General features: G+C 52.0%; 16 protein-coding genes. 3 read left to right on the forward strand and 13 right to left on the reverse strand.

Annotated features, from left to right (window positions below; genetic code table 11):
- Nucleotides 1-252: 252 nt before the first annotated feature.
- The 4 genes from purH to htpX form a co-directional block, all read right to left on the reverse strand.
- The gene (gene purH / locus ACSTTO_RS04330; RefSeq protein WP_439271916.1) at nt 253-1,866 is read right to left on the reverse strand and encodes a bifunctional phosphoribosylaminoimidazolecarboxamide formyltransferase/IMP cyclohydrolase; all 1,614 of its coding nucleotides are present in this window, start codon (nt 1,864-1,866) and stop codon (nt 253-255) included.
- Between the two features lie 149 nt (nt 1,867-2,015).
- On the reverse strand, nt 2,016-3,743 hold the full coding sequence (locus ACSTTO_RS04335) for a heparinase II/III family protein (protein ID WP_439271917.1): 1,728 nt from the start codon (nt 3,741-3,743) through the stop codon (nt 2,016-2,018).
- A 277-nt stretch (nt 3,744-4,020) separates the two neighbouring features.
- Nucleotides 4,021-5,454, reverse strand: coding sequence for an RsmB/NOP family class I SAM-dependent RNA methyltransferase (locus ACSTTO_RS04340; protein WP_439271918.1), 1,434 nt, complete (start codon nt 5,452-5,454; stop codon nt 4,021-4,023).
- Nucleotides 5,445-6,482, reverse strand: coding sequence for a zinc metalloprotease HtpX (htpX, locus tag ACSTTO_RS04345; RefSeq protein ID WP_439271919.1), 1,038 nt, complete (start codon nt 6,480-6,482; stop codon nt 5,445-5,447). Before htpX ends, ACSTTO_RS04340 begins: the two co-directional genes overlap by 10 nt.
- 292 nt (nt 6,483-6,774) lie before the next feature.
- On the opposite strand from htpX, the gene ACSTTO_RS04350 reads away from it, so the two are divergent.
- On the forward strand, nt 6,775-7,026 hold the full coding sequence (locus ACSTTO_RS04350; RefSeq protein WP_439271920.1) for a DUF1674 domain-containing protein: 252 nt from the start codon (nt 6,775-6,777) through the stop codon (nt 7,024-7,026).
- A gap of 154 nt (nt 7,027-7,180) precedes the next feature.
- On the opposite strand, the gene ACSTTO_RS04355 is transcribed toward ACSTTO_RS04350, so the two are convergent.
- From ACSTTO_RS04355 to ACSTTO_RS04385, 7 genes are all read right to left on the reverse strand, one after another.
- Nucleotides 7,181-7,588 (reverse strand): F0F1 ATP synthase subunit epsilon, encoded by a 408-nt coding sequence (locus ACSTTO_RS04355; protein WP_439271921.1) that lies wholly within the window; start codon nt 7,586-7,588, stop codon nt 7,181-7,183.
- 174 nt (nt 7,589-7,762) lie between these two features.
- On the reverse strand, nt 7,763-9,244 hold the full coding sequence (gene atpD, locus ACSTTO_RS04360) for a F0F1 ATP synthase subunit beta (protein ID WP_439271922.1): 1,482 nt from the start codon (nt 9,242-9,244) through the stop codon (nt 7,763-7,765).
- Nucleotides 9,245-9,321: 77 nt separating this feature from the next.
- Nucleotides 9,322-10,212: a F0F1 ATP synthase subunit gamma gene (locus tag ACSTTO_RS04365; RefSeq protein ID WP_439271923.1), complete on the reverse strand. Its 891-nt coding sequence runs from the start codon at nt 10,210-10,212 to the stop codon at nt 9,322-9,324.
- A 23-nt stretch (nt 10,213-10,235) separates the two neighbouring features.
- Nucleotides 10,236-11,765, reverse strand: coding sequence for a F0F1 ATP synthase subunit alpha (atpA, locus tag ACSTTO_RS04370; RefSeq protein ID WP_439271924.1), 1,530 nt, complete (start codon nt 11,763-11,765; stop codon nt 10,236-10,238).
- A complete protein-coding gene (locus ACSTTO_RS04375) occupies nt 11,765-12,325 on the reverse strand; it encodes a F0F1 ATP synthase subunit delta (RefSeq protein ID WP_439271925.1) in 561 nt (186 codons plus the stop codon). Before ACSTTO_RS04375 ends, atpA begins: the two co-directional genes overlap by 1 nt.
- 543 nt (nt 12,326-12,868) lie before the next feature.
- Nucleotides 12,869-13,258 (reverse strand): AGROH133_08824 family phage infection protein, encoded by a 390-nt coding sequence (locus ACSTTO_RS04380; protein ID WP_439271926.1) that lies wholly within the window; start codon nt 13,256-13,258, stop codon nt 12,869-12,871.
- Between the two features lie 288 nt (nt 13,259-13,546).
- A complete protein-coding gene (locus ACSTTO_RS04385; protein WP_439271927.1) occupies nt 13,547-15,736 on the reverse strand; it encodes a primosomal protein N' in 2,190 nt (729 codons plus the stop codon).
- 259 nt (nt 15,737-15,995) lie between these two features.
- Here ACSTTO_RS04385 and fsa point away from each other — a divergent pair, with 259 nt between their 5' ends.
- Nucleotides 15,996-16,649 carry a fructose-6-phosphate aldolase gene (fsa, locus tag ACSTTO_RS04390; protein WP_439271928.1) on the forward strand — a complete coding sequence of 218 codons (654 nt, stop codon included), beginning with the start codon at nt 15,996-15,998 and terminating at the stop codon, nt 16,647-16,649.
- 176 nt (nt 16,650-16,825) lie between these two features.
- Here fsa and lptE read toward each other — a convergent pair whose 3' ends face one another.
- On the reverse strand, nt 16,826-17,353 hold the full coding sequence (lptE, locus tag ACSTTO_RS04395) for an LPS assembly lipoprotein LptE (RefSeq protein ID WP_439271975.1): 528 nt from the start codon (nt 17,351-17,353) through the stop codon (nt 16,826-16,828).
- A 40-nt stretch (nt 17,354-17,393) separates the two neighbouring features.
- Nucleotides 17,394-20,009: a leucine--tRNA ligase gene (gene leuS, locus ACSTTO_RS04400; protein WP_439271929.1), complete on the reverse strand. Its 2,616-nt coding sequence runs from the start codon at nt 20,007-20,009 to the stop codon at nt 17,394-17,396.
- Between the two features lie 114 nt (nt 20,010-20,123).
- Here leuS and ACSTTO_RS04405 point away from each other — a divergent pair, with 114 nt between their 5' ends.
- The gene (locus ACSTTO_RS04405; protein ID WP_439271930.1) at nt 20,124-20,810 is read left to right on the forward strand and encodes a YggS family pyridoxal phosphate-dependent enzyme; all 687 of its coding nucleotides are present in this window, start codon (nt 20,124-20,126) and stop codon (nt 20,808-20,810) included.
- The last annotated feature ends 25 nt before the right edge of the window (nt 20,811-20,835 follow it).

The following is a 20,835-nucleotide window of genomic DNA, read 5'->3' on the forward strand; positions in this document are numbered from 1 at the left end:
AATTAATATATAAAAACAATATGTTACAAATAAGGGGGCTGCGGGTTAAACGGCCAGTTTTAAAATCATGATATCGCTAATCAATATTAGCATTACTTAATAAAAAGACGCGGTGTCAAGTGACACTGCGTCCTGAATTTTGCCAATAATTTTATATCCGGAGCATTTCAATTTATATGAGGCAATGAAATACCTGTCTCTTTGCTTCTCGCATTATTGGCATGCAAAATGTTTCATTTTGCTCAAAATGCATTAATGGCGGAAGTGGCGCATACCGGTAAAGACCATGGCAATACCGGCTTCATCAGCGGCGGCAATCACTTCATTATCACGCATTGAGCCGCCCGGCTGAATAACGGCTGTGGCACCGGCTTCAACAGCGGAAATCAGACCATCCGCAAACGGGAAAAAAGCATCCGAGGCAACGACTGAGCCTTTGGTCAAAGGCTGGCCGCCGGTAACGGCTGCTGCATCTTCTGCTTTGCGGGCAGCAATGCGTGAAGAATCCACACGGCTCATCTGGCCGGCACCAATGCCCACCGTTGCGCCGTCTTTCACATAGACAATCGCATTGGACTTGACATGTTTGGCAACACGGAAGGCAAATTTCAGGTCTTCCATTTCCCCCGGCGTCGGTGCACGCTTGGTGACGATTTTAAGATCAAGATCGTCAATATTGCCATTGTCACGGCTCTGGATCAGCAGGCCGCCGGCAACGGTTTTTGCAGCAATACCGGGGCTGCGAACATCCGGCAGGCCACCGGTAATCAGCAAGCGCAGGTTCTTTTTGGCGGCAACAATGGCCTGTGCTTCCGGCGTTGCATCCGGCGCTATAATCACTTCAGTGAAAATCTTGACAATTTCTTCCGCGGCTTCCGCATCCAGTGTGCGGTTAAGAGCCACAATGCCGCCAAAGGCTGAAACCGTATCACAGGCATAGGCCTTGAGATAGGCTTCCTTCAGCGTTGCTCCTTCTGCAACACCACAGGGATTGGCATGTTTGATAATGGCAACGGCTGCTGTTTTTGCCGGATCAAATTCAGCCACAAGCTCATAGGCTGCGTCGGTGTCATTGATATTATTATAAGAAAGCTGCTTGCCTTGCAGCTGGGTGGCAGTTGCCACACCAGGGCGGTTTTCACCTGTCAGGTAAAAACCTGCCTTTTGATGGGGATTTTCACCATAACGCATAACAGAATGCAGCTTGCCGGCCAATGCGCGGTGCAGCGGGGCTTCCTGTTGTGTGGTTTCTGCAAACCAGCCGGAAATGGCGGCATCATAAGCAGCGGTACGGGCAAATGCCTTGGCGGCCATGCGCTGGCGGAATGCATAGGGCAGCGAGCCATTGCCGTTTTCCAGTTCGGCAATCACACTGTCATAATCGTTAGGATCGGTAACAATAGTCACATAGGCATGGTTTTTAGCCGAAGCGCGGATCATGGCCGGCCCGCCAATGTCGATATTCTCAACAGTGGTGTCATAATCGCCGCCTTTATAGCGGACTTCCTCAAACGGGTAGAGATTGATCACCACCAGATCAATACCGGTAATATTGTGGGCTTCCATCGCCGCCACATGTTCCGGATCATTGCGCACAGCCAGCAGACCGCCGTGAACAGCCGGATGCAATGTCTTGACGCGGCCGTCCATAATTTCAGGAAAGCCGGTGATCTCGGATACATCACGCACCGGAATATCAGCTGCGGCAATGGCTTTGGCGGTGCCGCCGGTGGACAGAAGCTCAACGCCCTTTGCATGCAGGGCACGGGCAAAATCAACCAGACCGGTTTTGTCCGATACGGAGAGCAGTGCGCGGCGCACAGGAAAAAGATCGGGAGCGGGGATATGTTTGGAGCTAACAGCCATGACGGTCTCTTTGTGCTTTATGTCAGGATAATGCGGGCGTAACGGATCTGATTACCCGTTACAGACATTGATCCGGTAAAGTGGGACGCTTGGGGCGTATCACAGCTGTGGCAGGAATCCTATATTAAAACGCAGGATTGTGATAATGGTCACACATATTGACCAAGACCGGTGCGGGTAAAGCGCCAGCTGATATGATCATCCTGTATTGCCGAAAAGGTCAGCACGATCTGACGTGAGCGCACAGGACCACGAAAGCCGGCAAAATAGATGGAATCCTCCAGTTGCGGCATGACATCGGCACAGGAAAATGCCCAGCTGTCATCATGATCTGCGGTCAAATGCACAATGCCCTCTTCATCCATACGGATATAGACCTGCGGATGAATGTGAAAACGCACAGTGACCAGATCGGCCTGTTGTTTGTTCTTATTCTTCCGTGCGGGCTTGAGATGCGATTTGATAAAACGGTCAACCCCCTCAATCAGGCTGCCATTATGTGAAAGCACAATCTGGCGCTCATGGGTGTAGCCGAACAAGCGCACATAACCATCATGGCTGGCAATAAATCCTTGTTCACCTATCCCTTCCAGACGCTGGCGCCTGACGCTGGTCGGGCCTGCAATAATCGGTGTGCCAAGAACATTGGAAATGCCGGAATTGAGGCTGAACCGGCACGAGGAGGTGTCATTGATGGTTGCAGTGGAATGTGCAGCGGTACTGCGGCCGAGCAGGCGGAATTCCGGCGGGCCGAAACGGTCAATACCGGTATTGACAATATAACGCTGGCGGCCTGAGGACATTTCAAAGGCCAGACAACCGGCATGGGCATCACGTGAGGCGGTAACCGGCGGCGGCAGCCCCGTATCGGCAATGATTGTGGTAGAGCCCATATGCAGGCGCTCATAGCCGGAATGCGGCGCATGGGTGAGCGGTGCGCCGTCTGTCTCATCATGGCGCAGCACGGAGATCAGCCGTTCCGGCAGGGTTGGCCCCACACCGTTAAACAGTGCCAGACTGCCATCCTGATGACGAAAGAACCGCAGGGCAGGCAACATGCGCTCCACGGTCTCAATCAGTGCTTTTGGCGGATTCTCATTGCCATTGCTATAGGTTTGGCGCAGTGGCAGCAAATCAGCCAGCAGTTCCAGAACCGCTGCCGGATTGCGGGAGATATGGCCGCCGTCAGCCAATATCTGCCGGTTCAGCTCATATTCAAGATGGCGCCGTGCCGAGCGGGTCATGGATTGGGAAACCGGCAGGGCAAGGCTTGCAAAAGCCAGCGCAATACGTGCCCGCAATTTATCTTCCCCGTCATCCATCACGCCTGCCATGGTGCGCAAATATCGCACCTGCATGGCCAGTGAGCGCATGAATTTGCGATAAGTGGCAAGATCGGATGTTGCCAGAATAATATTGGAATGCTGCAGCCAGGCAATGATGCGCTGTGCAGTGACAGCCGGCTGCCAGGCAATGCCCTCAATACGCTTGCCATGCATGCGGATCCAGTCCTCCACCAAGGCGCGGGCATTGACCATGGCAAGCTCTGTGCCGGCTGCACGCATATTGCGCAGCCAGCCAAAATTATGCAAGGCGGCCTCCCATGCATCGGTCGGCGGCTCAATGGCAAAGGGGGAGATACCTCCGGTTTCCACTAAACGGCCGGCGAGCGCATAACGGCCGTGATAAAACTCCTGCGCCAATTGCGGGTCAGCCACGCGCAGATCTGGCGGTGCTATCAGCACCCGCTCAGGTGTGAAACCGGAAAACCGCCAGCGGAACATCGGGCCGCGCCGCACACGCCTGCTGAAACGCCGCCAGCTTTGGGCAACGGCCAGTGTCCATAAATGCGGGGTTTCGCTCAGCGCGACATTCACAGATGAATACTCCCTGGAGATTGGCAGGCCGCAGAGAATTCTCCCGGCCGGTCACAGATTGTTCCGCAGCATTTATGACCGGATAGGATCATGATATTTGCTCCGGATTGATTATTACTTTGCATTGCCGCACTGTTTGATTGTAACAGCGCGGGCAATATTTGATGCACTATAATCCATCATTTCATGGCAATAGTGAACTTTTTGTTAACCATATTGCGCAGAATGATGTGGAACAGCATAATTTTTCAGAAAAGAGACAAGAAATCCTGCACACTTATTCCGGTTTGCGAAAGCGGGCAGCAAAGAATCCATCAAGGCCGGCCAATTTGCGATCTGCATGGGGCAAATCAGCTGGCGTTGAGCGCAGAAAACCCTGATCCGTAATCAGTTGCTCCAGCCCCTGCAGCTCTTCCGGTCTGAACGGCTCGGCTTTCAGAATTCCTTCAGCCAGAACAGCCTTTGCCATATCCTCGCCTTCTTCGCGGTTGAGCGAACAATTGGAAAACACGATCAGCCCGCCCGGCCTGACCAATGTTGCGGCATGGCGTAACAGACTGGCCTGAACCTGTGCAAGTCTGGCAATATCTTGCGGTGTTTTTGTCCATACTACATCAGGATGGCGGCGCACGGTACCGGTGGATGAGCAGGGAGCATCAAGCAAAATGGCATCAAAGGGCGTATCGGTCTGAAAATCGAGAATATTGGCGGCAATCAGCTCTGCCTGCAGCTTGAGGCGACCGAGATTGCTTTTAAGGCGCTTGAGGCGATTTTTATTAATATCAAAAGCGGTGACACTGGCGCCGGCAACAATCAGTTGCGCGGTTTTACCGCCCGGTGCCGCACAAAGATCGGCCACGCGCTTGCCTTTGATATTACCAAGCAGAGTGGCAGGCAGGCTTGCTGCCGCGTCTTGTACCCACCATTCACCTTCAGCAAAGCCCTGTAATGAAGTGAGCGCACCTGCAAAGCGATCAAGCCGCACAGAACCATTGGGCAACAGGATACCGCCAAGCTTTTCTGCCCAGAAGCGGGGATTGCTTTTTACAGTAAGATCAATGGACGGCTCACAGGCTTGTATTGCCAAAATGGCTTTTGCCTGTTCCTGACCATAGGTTTTGATGAGGCTATCAATATACCAATCAGGGCCGTTTGGGATTTTTAAGTTAATTGCCCGTTCCTTGTTGCGGGTAAGACGGCGCAGTACAGCATTGACAAGGCTGGCATATTTGCGATTGCGCGGGTCAATATTGGCGGCGGTTACTGTCAGATCAACCGCAGCATGGTCGGGCACATCAAGATAGAGAATTTGTGCCGCGCCAATATGCAGCAATTGCTGCAGGGCAATGGCATTGGCAGGCAGCGGGCGATCCAGCAATCTGGTTAATGCGGTTTCAATCGTATTGCGGTTGCGCAATGCGGTGCCAAGAATAGCACGCACCAAAGAGCGGTCGCGCTCATCCAGTGCAATATATTGCGGATGGCCGTTTACGGCATCGGTCAGCCCATCCAGTGAGGTGTTTTTTGCAACCACCGCGTGGAGCAGCCTGGCAGCGCAAAGACGCACATTCAAGCCCGGATGGCTGGCTTCAAGTTTTGCACGGTTAACAGTTTCAGAGCCTGCAGAATTTTTTCCCTGCTTTTTAACCGGTTTTTTATGCGGGTCAAAACCGGAGCATTCGCGGGCAGGTGTTTTATTGGTCAAGACCATGGTCCTTTATAGGGTGTTTCCGGCTTGTCATCGCTGTCATCTTTATCCCCGATATTTCCCCAGGGGTTTTGGCGATCAGGGCGGTTATAGGTTTGAGAATGCACCGGGTTATTTGCTGGCTTATATGCACCAGAGCGCGCATTGTGCAAACCATTATCTGCAGGAAATGCGGCAGAATCTATCCCCATTTCCTGTGCAAGGTTTTGCAGGGCGGCAATGCGGTTTGCTGTATCCGGATGGGTGGAGAACAAATTATCCGCACCGCTTCCGTTCAGAGGATTGATGATAAACATATGGGCGGTCGCCGGATTATGTTCGGCTTCTTCATTGATTGTTTCATGAGCGCCGCGGGCAATCTTGTTGAGCGCGGAGGCTAGCCACAGCGGATTGCCACAGATTTCCGCACCGCGGCGGTCGGCGGCATATTCACGGGTGCGGCTGATGGCCATTTGCACAATCATCGCGGCAAAAGGCGCGACCAGCATGGCAATAAGAGTGCCGATCATGCCCAATGCATTGTTGTTTTCACGGTTACCACCGAAGAAAAATGCAAAATTACTAAGCATGGAAATTGCACCGGCAAGTGTGGCGGTGATTGTCATGGTCAGCGTATCGCGGTTTTGCACATGGGCAAGCTCATGCGCCATGACGCCGGCAATTTCCTGTTTGCTCAGGCGTGTGAGCAGACCGGTTGTGGCAGCAACGGCGGCATTTTCAGGATTGCGGCCGGTGGCAAAGGCATTGGGCTGATCTTCATGAATAATATAGATGCGCGGTTGCGGCAGGCCGGCGCGCGCAGCCAGATCACGCACAATCTGGTGATATTCAGGTGCTGTATGCTCATCGGCTTCCTGCGCATTATACATCCGCAGCACCATCTTGTCAGAATACCAATAGCTGAAAAAATTCATCGCGACAGCAATGATAAGAGCAATCATCATGCCGCCGGAGCCGCCGATAAGATAGCCGACACTCATAAACATGGCTGTCATGAAGGCAATCAGCATGAATGTGCGCATCATATTCATTTAGTGTCTCCGTCTGGCTCAGGAATCCGGGTTATTTTCTTGCGGTGATAAATGGTGTTTCTGTGAAGCATCTTCAATAAGATAACAGTGGTGCGGTTAAAACAGAAACGCTAAAACTGCCCCGGACAGTTATCATATCATATTATTGGCGGATGAAGCGTTGCAGATTTTTTGCCTCACAAATGCTCCGCTCTGTGATAAGTGTTATATAAGGAAACGGGCAGAAGATAAGAAGCGGCAGAAGCAGCCATTATGCGGCTGCTTTGCACAGCAGGCTGACAGGACGAAAATGATGAGTGATGAAACGGCACCTCTCAAAAACAATGTAGTTTCATTAGCAGATTATCAAAAAACAGCTGCATCTGAACCGCGCCGCAAATTTGAAGATTTGCCGCCTGCCGCCCAGCGCGCCTTGCTGGAGGCAGAAGCCCGCCGCAAGGCGGAAAAAGACGTGGAAACGGTGCGGGAAATTGGCGGGCGCGGCGGTAAGGATCCGGCGCGTTACGGTGATTGGGAAATCAAGGGTCGTACGATTGATTTTTAAAAAGCCGCCAATTGTTGTTTTGATTCACGTGAAAACGCTTATCTAAAGACTTTTACCTTTTGCGTTAAATTTAACTTTCTTTGAGGATCGAAAAAGAAACCCGCGCTAAGTAAATAGCGCGGGTTCTTTATTCTTCTGATACTCTTCCGGAATTTCAAGCTGGAAGGATCGTACCCTCTATTGTCATCAATTGATGAAGAAATTGTTCAGCTTTGGTACGATGTTCCTGAGAGCTGGCATCTTCAACCTGCTTACGGGCATGTGCAATGCGTGCGGTAATATCTTCACGGCTTACTTCATCAATGTGAAGCGCAGATTCTGCCAGCAGAGAACAGCCTTCCGGTGTAATATCTGCAAAGCCGCCGAAAACAACATAAGAATCGCTCTTGCCATCAGCCGTTTTGACAGCAACAGTGCCTGGCATGATTGTTGTCATTAAAGGAGCATGACCGGCCAGAACTGTCAGATAGCCTTCGCTACCGGGAATAACCACTTCGCTCACTTCAGCAGAGAGCAACAGGCGTTCCGGTGATACCAGTTCGAATTTGAAGGTTCCAGCCATGATTCTCACTCAAATTTCCCGAACGAACTGTTATGCAACAGTGTTCCGGTGTTGAATTCTGTTTATTCAGCGTGAAAAAACGCTGTTCGTCTTTATGAGAGTTTCAAAACAGCGCCAATCCGCGCTTTTTGAAAGAAAGGACAGGCGGAAAAAACTTCCGCCTGACCTTGTTGATTAGGCAGCCTGTGCCAGTTTTTCTGCTTTTTCAATCGCTTCTTCAATAGAACCGACCATGTAGAAAGCAGCTTCCGGCAAGTGATCATAGTCGCCGGCGCAAAGTCCCTTGAAGCCTTTGATGGTGTCCTGAAGATCAACCAGCTTACCGGGTGAACCGGTAAAGACCTCAGCCACAAAGAACGGCTGTGACAGGAAGCGTTCGATCTTGCGGGCACGCGCAACGGTAAGCTTATCTTCTTCAGACAGTTCATCCATACCAAGGATGGCGATAATATCCTGAAGAGACTTATAACGCTGCAGGATCGACTGAACCTGACGGGCAACTTCATAATGCTCTTCACCGACAATCATCGGATCCAGCATACGTGATGTTGAGTCAAGCGGGTCAACCGCAGGATAAATACCTTTTTCAGCGATCGAACGGTTAAGAACGGTCGTTGCATCAAGATGCGCAAAGGATGTTGCAGGTGCAGGGTCAGTCAAGTCGTCGGCAGGAACATAAATTGCCTGTACAGAAGTGATCGAGCCCTTGGTTGTTGTGGTGATGCGTTCCTGCATCGCACCCATATCCGTTGCCAGTGTAGGCTGATAACCCACAGCCGACGGAATACGGCCGAGCAGAGCCGACACTTCAGAACCAGCCTGTGTAAAGCGGAAGATGTTATCCACGAAGAACAACACGTCCTGACCTTCATCACGGAAGCTTTCAGCGATCGTCAGACCGGAGAGAGCAACACGCGCGCGCGCACCTGGCGGCTCATTCATCTGACCATAAACAAGGGCTGCTTTCGAACCTTCCCCGCCGCCAAGCTTGTTCACGCCGGATTCGATCATTTCATGGTAAAGGTCATTCCCCTCGCGGGTACGCTCACCAACGCCGGCGAATACAGAATAACCACCATGGGCCTTTGCCACATTGTTGATAAGTTCCATGATAAGAACGGTCTTACCAACACCCGCGCCGCCGAACAGGCCGATCTTACCGCCCTTGGCGTAAGGAGCCAGCAGATCCACAACCTTGATACCGGTTACAAGAATTTCTGCTTCAGTGGACTGTTCAATATATTCAGGAGCAGGCTGGTGAATGCCGCGGGTTGCAGCGGTCACAATCGGGCCGGCCTCATCAACCGGCTCACCAATCACGTTCATGATGCGGCCAAGCGTTTCAGGTCCGACGGGAACCCGGATCGCATCGCCGGTATCACGCACGCTCTGACCACGAACCAGACCTTCGGTCGAGTCCATAGCAATGGTACGTACAGTATTTTCGCCAAGATGCTGAGCAACTTCCAGAACGAGACGGTTACCGAGATTGTCGGTTTCCAACGCGTTCAGGATCAGAGGCAGATGATCATCAAACTGGACGTCGACGACAGCGCCGATGACCTGTTTGATACGGCCGACTGCACCAGATGCAGCCTCGCCGGACTTAGCCTTTGCCGGTGTCTTGGTAGTTTTCGGTGTCGCAGCTTTAGCCATCGATCCTTACCTTCCGTTAGCACGATCCGGAAAAGTTGCAGACTTTTCCGGATAAGATTGTGCGGTAAAACCAAATTCTAGAGCGCTTCCGCGCCCGAAATAATTTCGATCAGTTCCTTGGTGATCTGAGCCTGACGCTGACGGTTATAGGTGATCGACAACTTGTTGATCATATCACCAGCGTTACGCGTTGCATTATCCATCGCGCTCATTTTGGCGCCCATCTCACCAGCCACATTTTCAAGCAAAGCACTGAAAATCTGCACAGAGATATTGCGCGGCAAAAGATCCCCGAGAATAGCTGCCGCATCCGGCTCATACTCATAGATCGCACCGCTTGCCTGATCCGCGCCCGCATCCTCCCCGGCATCACCTGCGGTGGAAGCCGGAATGAGCTGTTGAGCTGTCGGGATCTGATTGATCACCGATTTGAAGCGCGAATAGAACAGGGTTGCAACATCAAACTCGCCTTGTTCAAACAGCGAGATCACCTTGCGCCCGATCTGGTCGGCATTCACGAAGCTGAGCTGTTTCACCTCGCGCAGATCAACATGATCAATGATTAGCGAGGAAAACTCACGACGCAGAATATCCGCACCTTTTTTTCCGACAGTGATGATTTTTACCGTCTTGCCCTGTGCCAGCAATTGGCGGGCATGATCACGGGCGAGACGTGCAATCTGCGAGTTGAAACCACCACACAGACCACGTTCCGCGGTAGCGACGATGAGCAGATGCACATCGTCCTTACCTGAACCCGCCATCAGTTTCGGTGCATCATCACCGCTTACATTCTGAGCAATATTTGCCAGAACCGCACTCATCCGCTGAGAATACGGCCGTGCCGCTTCGGCTGCTTCCTGGGCACGACGCAGTTTCGCAGCGGCGACCATTTGCATCGCCCTGGTAATTTTCTGCGTCGCCTTAACCGAGGCGATACGGTTTCTCAGATCCTTTAGTGAAGGCATCCGTTCATCCCGTCAGAGTTTGATCAGGCAAAATTCTTGGCGAAAGCGTCGAGAGCTGCCTTGAGTTTGCCTTTGATTTCGTCACTGATTGCTTTCTGATCACGGATTGCATCCAGAACATCCTTATGTTCAGAACGCAATGATGCCAGAAGACCAGCCTCGAATTTACCAACCTGATTAACAGCCAGCTTGTCTAAATAGCCGTTAACACCTGCAAAAATCACAGCAACCTGCTCTTCTGTCTTCAGCGGCGAGAATTGCGGCTGCTTCAGAAGCTCAGTCAAACGCGCACCGCGATTGAGCAGACGCTGGGTTGCCGCATCCAGATCAGAACCGAACTGGGCAAATGCTGCCATTTCACGATACTGGGCAAGTTCACCCTTAATCGAACCGGCAACCTGTTTCATCGCCTTGATCTGCGCTGCAGAACCAACGCGGGAAACCGACAGACCAACGTTAACAGCAGGGCGGATACCCTGGTGGAACAGGTTGGTTTCAAGGAAGATCTGACCGTCAGTGATCGAAATCACATTGGTCGGAATAAAGGCGGAAACGTCACCACCTTGTGTTTCAATAACCGGCAAAGCGGTCAGAGAACCGGCACCCAATTCATCATTCAGCTTGGCTGCACGTTCCAGAAGGCGGGAGTGAAGATAGAAAACGTCACCAGGATAGGCTTCACGGCCGGGAGGACGACGCAGCAAAAGAGACATCTGACGATAAGCAACAGCCTGCTTGGAAAGGTCGTCATAACCAATCAGGGCATGCTGGCCGTTATCGCGGAAATATTCACCGATTGCACAGCCGGAGAACGGCGCCAGATATTGCAAAGGCGCAGCATCAGAAGCGGTTGCGGCAATAACGACCGAATATTCAAGCGCGCCGCGTTCTTCAAGAACCTTGACAAACTGGGCAACAGTTGAACGCTTCTGGCCGATAGCAACATAAATGCAATAAAGCTTGTCTTTATCAGGGCCGTTATCGTGAATCGGCTTCTGATTAAGGAAAGTGTCAAGAATGATTGCAGTCTTACCGGTCTGGCGGTCGCCGATCACCAGCTCACGCTGGCCACGGCCGACAGGAATAAGCGCATCAATGGCTTTCAGGCCGGTTGACATCGGCTCATGCACCGATTTACGCGGAATAATGCCAGGAGCCTTAACGTCCACGCGGCGGCGCTCGGTAGCCTTGATCGGACCCTTGCCGTCAATCGGGTTACCGAGAGCATCGATAACGCGGCCAAGCAGACCCGGACCAACAGGAACGTCAACAATAGCGCCGGTACGCTTAACAGTATCGCCTTCCTTGATATCACGGTCATTACCGAAAATAACGACACCAACATTGTCGCTTTCAAGGTTGAGCGCCATACCGCGGATGCCACCGGGAAACTCGACCATTTCGCCAGCCTGAACATTGTCCAGACCGTATACACGGGCGATACCGTCACCAACGGAAAGAACCTGACCAACTTCAGAGACTTCCGCCTCCTGGCCAAAATTCTTGATTTGCTCTTTCAGAATTGCGGAAATTTCCGCAGCGCGGATGTCCATCAGCCGACCTCTTTCAGTGCAAGCTTGAGAGAAGAAAGTTTAGTGCGAAGGGAAGTGTCAATCTGACGCGACCCCAGCTTCACAATGAGACCGCCAAGTAGAGACGGATCGACAGTGACATTGATTGTCACGTCCTTGCCGGCCACACCCTTCAGCGTCGCCTTCAATTCATTTTGCTGTGCCTGCGTAAGCTCACGGGCAGAAGTTACATCAGCTGTCACTTCACCGCGGCTTTCTGCAGCAATCTGGTAAAAAGCTTTAATAATATCCGGCAATACGAGCAGACGGCGATTACCGGCAACAACTTTTAAAAAGTTACCGACCAGCCCGGTAATGCCGGCCTTGTCGGCAATAGCAGAAATCGCGCGAAGCTGATCCTCTGTAGAGAAAACCGGACTCTGGATCAGGCGGCGGAGATCTTCACTCTCGCCGATCACAGTCTCTACAGACTTAAGACCTTTCTCCACCTGAGCAACGGATTTAGACTCAAGCGCCAGATCAAACAGGGATCCAGCATAGCGCTGAGCAACACCGGAAATGAGCGAAGACGATCCTGTCACGAAACCCAACTCTCTTGGTTGAAATCCCGTTTTTAGCACATAGCTTATCCATGCCTAAAAACAGCGATTTTATTGATGTTTTTCAATACCCCCCGATGATGTGCCTTGTTGCACACACATCTGCGCCATAGGAACACCCCATCTGACTGTCCATTGACTGCATTGAAATTCGAAAGCCGTCTAGCATAGACAATCAGGACTCGCAACACGCGAATCCCGCCGATTCATATGCTTTGCAATGCTATTTTCAGGGTTTTTATGCGCCATAGTATGGCTTGTGGCAACAGGTGCATCGTAAAAATATATGGAAAATATTATAATTATATATAAATAACAATAAGATAGAGAAAAACAAATAAAGCGTTGACCGATATTGAACCAGCAAATCAGCACCATTCATCATACGCGCGGCTTTTGCAAAATTCCGGCAAAATTATGCCCGCTGTGCATAAAAATTTCTTCGTGTTGCATTTAAACGCCGGTGATTCCCGAATCCGTCACAACTGCAAAAAATTATGCATATGCGGCAGCGGTATTTTTACATCAACGGATGAAGCCAAAAGCGAAAAGCAGCGGCAGGGCAGCCAACAGCAGCTCAATAACAGCTGCGATCCAGTTATAAAATGTATTGGCTTTATCCGACATCATCGAAATCAGGCGGCCAAAAAGCACAAAACCCCAGACACAGCCCAGCGCCATCCACAAAAAGGGCTGGGCAAATAACAGGCATGCCACAGCAAGACCAATATAAGGCCCGGCCATTGTTGCCCGCACAGATGACAGGGCATGTACACGCAGATCCGGCGCGCTCAGGCGTAAAATTTTTAATGAGATAGCCGGTGCAAACATCAGGAGAAGCCCGAATAGCAGCGTGATAACGCCAACAGTCCATGCCAGCCATTCACCCTGACTTGAAGGAAGATAAAACGACACGCGACACCTCTTTTCCTCGCCGGATTTTTCTCCGGTTTTGCTGATCACCGGTTTTCATTGCAAAATCAGCAATCACCTTACCGGAGCCGGATATTGTTATCCGCCAAAGCCCAAAGTCATATTTGCAGATCCCATGAATACAGAACGGCGGCCTGATCAGTAAAGAGCTATAAACCTGTGATGCAGCAAGGAAAAGCAAATTTATCGGCCAGGGCATTTCCGTCACGCATTGAAAAGATAAGATGTGCTGTAAATTTGCAAATCACAGGGTTCAGCGCCCGATATATTTTACAAGAAGCTTTGCGGATCAATATCTACCTGCACACGCACAGAGCCGCGCGGCTTTGGCGCAGCCTGTAAAAGAGTGCGTAAATAACCCTGCAGAGCAAAGCGTTTTGCACCCTGCACCAAAAGGCGGAAACGATGACGGCCGCGAATCACCGCCAAAGGTGCCTCCGCAGGCCCGAGTATCTCAATATCATCGCTGCGCGGGGCAGCACGGCGCAATGCGCGCGCATGGCTTTCGGCTTCTGACCTGCTGTCAGCCGACACAATCAGGGCTGCAAGCCGGCCAAAAGGCGGCAGCATGCCCCGTTCCCGCTCTTCAATCTCACGGTCATAAAAAGCCTGTGCGTCACCGGCGATAATTGCTTTAAGCACCGGATGATCGGGTTGATAGGTTTGAATGAGGCCAACACTTTTACGCCCCGTGCGTCCTGCCCGCCCTGTTACCTGACTGAGCAGCTGGAATGTGCGTTCCGCAGCACGGGGGTCTCCATTGGCAAGGCCAAGATCTGCATCAATCACACCCACCAATGTGATCAGCGGAAAATTATGCCCTTTGGCAACCAGTTGCGTGCCAATCACAATATCTGCCTCCCCTTGCGCAATGGCTTCCATTTCCATGCGCAACCGCTTGACCCCGCCTGTCATATCCGATGACAAAACAATGATGCGCGCATTTGGAAATAGGGCCGCTGCTTCTTCGGCAATGCGTTCCACGCCGGGGCCGCAGGCCACCAGATGATCCAGCGCACCGCAGGCCGGACATGCATCAGGGCTTTTTTCATGATAGCCGCATTGATGGCACATTAATTGCCCGCGAAAGCGATGTTCCACCAGCCAGCTGGAACAATCCGGACATTGAAACCGGTGGCCGCAGACACGGCACAAGGTCAGTGGTGCATAGCCACGCCGGTTGAGAAATAACAATGCCTGTTCCCTGCGCTGCAAGGTCTGGCTGACAGCTTCTGTCAATGCCGGCGACAAAAAACGCCCTGCCGGCGGCGGGGAACGGCGCATATCAATGGCTTTGAGATCAGGCAAGGCTGCATCGGCATAGCGCCCCTGCAGGGGCACATAGCGGTAGCGCCCCTGACGGGCATTGACCAGACTTTCAACAGATGGTGTGGCAGATGCCAGAATAACCGCAAATTTGCCGATTGACCCGCGCACGACCGCCATATCACGCGCATTGTAAAAAACACGATCTTCCTGCTTATAGGCCGGATCATGCTCCTCATCGACAATGATAAGCCCCGGATTGGCAAAAGGCAGAAACAGGGCCGAGCGCGCACCGGCAACCACTTTAACCCGCCCCTCGGCAACCTGCCGCCAGACACGCTCACGCTGACGTGGCGCAAGATCAGAATGCCATTCTGCCGGGCGCGTACCAAAACGGCTCTCAAAACGATCAAGAAACTGCTGTGTCAGCGCAATTTCAGGTAGCAGGATCAGCACTTGTCTGCCAAGTTCCACTGCGCGCGCCACCGCCTCAAAATACACTTCCGTCTTGCCCGAACCTGTCACCCCATGCAGCAGCGAGACAGAATATTTATCCTCCTCCACCGCCTCAACCAGACATTGGGATGCCGCCTGTTGCTCTTCAGACAATTCCGCCTGCCCGCAAAAAGGATCAGGCGCCTGCACCACCGGCAATGGCGGGATCAGCACGTCTTCAAACAGGCCTTGTGCTTTCAAGCCGTCAATCACACTTGCGGAAACACCGGCGGCATGGGCAAGGCCGGATTTTGTCCAGCTTGAGGCCTTTGCAGCGGTTTCCAGCACCCGCTGGCGGGCGGCGGTCAGGCGCTCTGCACTGGCGCCCGTATAGCGCAGCCCCTGCACAAAAGGTTCAGGATCAAATGCGGCCGGTGCGCGCAGCACCATACGCGCCACCATACCCGGTGGCGAAAGCGTATAATCTGCCGTCCAGCGGATAAAATGCAGCATCTGCGCGCTCACCGGCGGGCAATTAAAAACATGCAGAATGGATTTCAGCTTTTTCGGGTCAAGCGGACCACCTGCATCATCGGTGACAATACCGGCCACTTCGCGCGGGCCAAGCGGCACACGCACAATAGAGCCGGCCTGCACATTCATCCCTTCAGGAACCAGATAACTATAGGGACGTTCCGCCGGCATCGGCACCAAAACCGGCACGACAGGGCGTGTTTTATTCTCTGTTTTCCCGCTCAAAAAAATATCCTGATCATTTCCGGCATTTCGTTTTGGCAACACACAAGCGCGCACCCCGCATAACAAAATGCCTCTGTAAACAAGCCCTGCCGCACTTATGCACTTAACCGCAAAGCCTGCTCATATTCAATTCCTGACATGATATATTGTAATTTACCAAACATAGTTCCGGTTTATAAAAATATGCGATAAACAATTTCATCTCTGTCGGATATAATAATATCTGCACAGCAAAACCCATTATGGAGGATAGGCTGAAATGAAATTCTTTGTGGATACCGCCGATGTCAAAGACATCCGTGAACTCAATGATCTGGGACTGGTTGACGGCGTTACCACCAATCCATCACTGATCCTCAAATCCGGCGGCAATATTCTTGAGGTAACCAAAGAGATCTGCTCGATTGTCTCCGGTCCGGTTTCGGCTGAAGTGACAGCGACCGATTATAACGGCATGATGAAGGAAGCGGCTGTTCTGGCAAAAATTGCGCCAAATATCTGCATCAAACTGCCTGTTACACTTGATGGTTTGAAAGCCTGCAAGGCACTGACCTCTGACGGCCATAAAACCAATCTTACCTTGTGTTTCTCGGCCAATCAGGCGCTGCTTGCTGCCAAGGCCGGCGCAACTTATATTTCGCCTTTCATCGGCCGTCTTGATGATATCGGCCTTAACGGGATGGATCTTATTGGTGAGATCCGTACCATCTATGACAATTATGATTTTGAGACCCGGATCCTTGCTGCTTCCGTACGCACGGTTAATCATGTCAAGGAGGCGGCCTTGATCGGTGCTGATGTTGTTACCGCGCCGCCTGCAACTCTCAAGGCTCTTGTCAAACATCCGCTGACGGATAAGGGGCTTGAGGCATTTCTCGCAGACTGGGCTAAAACCGGTCAATCTATTGCTTGATCGGGTATCACTTAATCAGGCACCGCTTGTATAAACAAAAGTCCGCTCAGTAAACTGAAATCAATAGTTCGATGGTGGTGTACTGAGCGGGCTTGTTATATCCGGAACGGGATCGTAGCGCCTTAAAAGCGGATGACCATGAGGATACCGTCATTTGCAGGCCGATGAGGCACTTTTTAAGGCAGCTTCTGCATATCCTGCGCCAGAGACAGTAACAAATATTGCGCCAGTTCTTCAGCTGCGCGTTTTTCAGCATCACGGCGTGCACGCAGATTCGCAAATTCCTGACGCGGACGATCATAAGATGCACTGACCTGACGGCGGCCGCTGGCAACAACCTTGCCGTCCTTGTCCCGCAGCACATAATTGGAGCGCATGCGCACCGTTCCGGCGGAGGGGCGGCCTGTTGTCTTGTCACCCACATCCACTTCAACAGCAGATTCCGTTGTTGTCTGCAGGCCGAGCGCGAGATGATAGGCCGGATGCGCAGGCTCACCCGCTCCGCCAGAAAGGCCAAATATCAACCGGTTACGCACCGCCTGTGCGCCGATTGTGTCCACCTCATCAACCTTGATTGTGGCCAGCTTTGCCTGAACACCGGATGGCACAGCAGTGTTGCTGATATTGGCAGATGGTGCATAAAGCGGCTGCACCGTGCAACCGGCAGCGAATGCTGACAGGACAAAGCCTGCCAGCATGGCCATGCGTTTTTTGCGGATCGGAGATTTGTCTTTAACAGGCTGATCAGACAACGACATTCACAATCCTCTGCGGTACGACAACGAGTTTTTTAGGTGGATTACCGTTCAACGCTGCTTTGACAAAGTCAAGAGCCAAAACAGCAGCCTGCACTGTTGCCTGATCCGCATCACGCGCAATTGTAATATCACCACGTTTTTTGCCATTGATCTGCACCGGCAGTGTTATGTCATTTTCGACCAGCAAAGCCTCATCAATAACAGGCCAGCTGCGTGTGGAGACCAGGCCTTCACCGCCGATTGCCGCATTGCACTGTTCTGCCAGATGCGGCATCATCGGAGCAATCATACTGATAAACATATCAGTCGCCTCGCGGGTTGCGGCCTTGGTCACATCATCAGCCTTGCCGGAGGCAATTGCTTGCAACGGGGTGCTCAGCACATTGAGCAACTCATAGAGACGGGCAATTGCACGGTTGAAGACAATTTTTTCAATGTCATCACCAACCGCTTTTACAGTCTTGTGCGCTGCCTTGGAAATCTGTGCGGCTTCCCCCTCATAGGCGGCCTTTGGCGCAACGCCTTTCAGATTTTCACCAGCCTCGGAAATCAGGCGCCAGACGCGCTGCACAAAACGGTGCGCACCTTCCGCACCGGCCTCTGTCCACACAATGTCACGCTCCGGCGGGCTGTCGGAAAGCGTAAACCAACGCGCTGTATCGGCACCATAAGAAGCGATAATATCATCGGGATCGACGACATTCTTCTTTGATTTGGACATTTTCTCAATCGAGCCGATCTCCACCGGCTCGCCGGAATCCAGCATTGTGGCTGTGCGCTCGCCATTTTTGTCTTCGATACGAATTTCCAGCGGCGATACCCATTGCCCTTTATGCTTATAGGTTTCGTGAACCACCATGCCCTGCGTGAACAGCCCTTTAAACGGCTCCTCCACTTCCAGATGGCCGGCAAGTTTCATCGCGCGGGTAAAGAAGCGTGAATAAAGCAGATGCAAAATCGCATGTTCCACACCGCCAATATACTGATCGACCGGCAGCCATGCATCGGCAGCCTTGCGATCGGTCGGCTCATTTTCCCATGGAGCGGTAAAGCGTGCAAAATACCAGGATGAATCAACAAATGTATCCATCGTATCGGTTTCACGGCGGGCCTTGCCGCCGCATTTCGGACAATTGACATGACGCCAGCTTTCATGGCGATCAAGCGGATTGCCCGGCCGGTCAAAGGTCACATCATCAGGCAGTTTGACCGGCAGTTCATTGCGTGGCACCGACACAGTTCCGCAAGATTCGCAATGAATCATCGGAATCGGGCAGCCCCAGTAGCGCTGACGGGAAATACCCCAGTCACGCAAGCGATATTGTGTTTTGCGGAAGGCTTGCGGCTTACCGTTAAGTTCGGTCTTTTCCAGACGATCTGCCACTTCATTAAACGCGGCTTCTGGTGTCATACCATCAAGAAAACGCGAATTAAACAGGATGCCTTCATCATTATAGGCTGTATCGGTGATTTTAAAACTTGCCGCATCAGCACCTGCAGGCAACACAACAGGTGTTACAGTCAGCTTATATTTATTGGCAAAGTCCAGATCGCGCTGATCATGGGCAGGGCAGCCGAAAACAGCGCCGGTACCATATTCCATCAGCACAAAATTGGCCACATAAACCGGCAATGTCCATGACGGATCAAAGGGATGCTGAACGCGCAGACCCGTGTCAAAACCTTTTTTCTCGATGGTTTCAAGCGTGGCAACCGATGTTCCGTGCTGGCGGCACTCGGCAGCAAAGGCTGCCAGAGCCTCATTGCTCTCGGCCAGTTTTTTTGCCAATGGGTGATCGGCGGCAATTGCCACAAAGGCTGCACCAAACAGTGTATCCGGACGGGTGGTGTAAACCTCAATCTCGCCTTCATGCCCGGCAAGCGCAAAACGCAGTTGCAAGCCTTCCGATTTGCCAATCCAGTTTTTCTGCATCAGGCGCACTTTATCCGGCCACTGGTCAAGCGTATCCAGTCCGGCAAGCAGCTCCTCACTGAAATCCGTGATCTTGAAAAACCACTGTGTCAGTTCACGCTGTTCAACCAGCGCGCCGGAACGCCAGCCGCGCCCGTCAACCACCTGCTCATTGGCCAGAACCGTATTATCAACCGGATCCCAGTTCACCTTGGAGGTTTTGCGCGTGACCAGCCCTTTTTCATAAAGATCAAGAAACAGCATTTGCTGGCGGTGGTAATAATCCACATCACAGGTGGCAAATTCGCGCGACCAGTCCAGCGACAGCCCCATGGTTTTGAGCTGGCGCTTCATGGTGGCGATATTCTGATAGGTCCATGTTTTGGGGTGAACCTTGTTCTGCATGGCTGCATTTTCCGCAGGCATGCCAAAGGCATCCCATCCCATCGGGTGCAATACGTTGAAACCGCGTGCACGCTTATAGCGGGCGATCACATCACCCATTGCATAATTGCGCACATGGCCGATATGAATCCGCCCTGATGGATAGGGAAACATTTCCAAAACATAATATTTGGGGCGCGGATCATCGTTCCTGGTTTCGAAGATCCTGTTTTCTTCCCAGATCTTCTGCCAATGGGGTTCGCTTGTGCGCGGATTATATCGTTCGGTTGCCCGTTCAGTTACCATGGCTGTATTTACTCATGCAAAGAGAATGGAATATGTAGTGCGACCTTCATCATGGATTGGCCAAAGCGTCAACCTTCTCCCATCGTGAAGCAGCATAAAAAGGAGATTTTTACCATGAATGCACCTGTTGAAACCATTCGCGATAACCTCAGACAGGTTCGCGCCGCTATCAGCCGTTGTGAAAAAGAGGCACAGCGGGCAGCAGGATCGGTAAAACTCGTCGCTGTCTCCAAAACTTTTTCCGGGGATGAAATTTTACCTGCCCTGAAAGAAGGGCAACGAATTTTTGGTGAAAACCGTGTGCAGGAGGCGCAGGGCAAATGGCCTGCCTTACGGGAGCGTTTTCCGGATATTGAGTTGCATCTGATCGGCCCCCTGCAATCCAACAAGGCGGCGGAAGCGGTGGCGCTGTTTGATGTGATCCAGACGATAGACCGTGAGAAAATTGCCGCCGCCATTGCCGCAGAACAGAAAAAACAAAACCGTAAACTGAAGCTTTTTGTGCAGGTGAATACCGGCAGTGAAGTGCAAAAAGCCGGCATTGATCCACAAGAGGCTGCCGCCTTTATTGCCCGTTGCCGCGATGTGCACGGGCTGGAAATTGCTGGTTTGATGTGCATTCCCCCTCAGCATGAAAATCCAGGTCCGCATTTTGCCCTGTTGCGCAAGCTGGCAGATGAAGCCGGCATTGCAGAGCTTTCCATGGGTATGTCCGGTGATTATGAAACCGCCATTATATTTGGTGCCACACAGGTGCGTGTCGGTTCAGCGATTTTTGGCGCCCGTCCGCCGCTTGAGTAATACAGGCAATGCGCACAATTTATCG

The sequence above is a fragment of the Pseudochrobactrum albidum genome (assembly GCF_051851455.1).
In the GTDB taxonomy this organism is placed as follows: Bacteria; Pseudomonadota; Alphaproteobacteria; order Rhizobiales; family Rhizobiaceae; genus Pseudochrobactrum.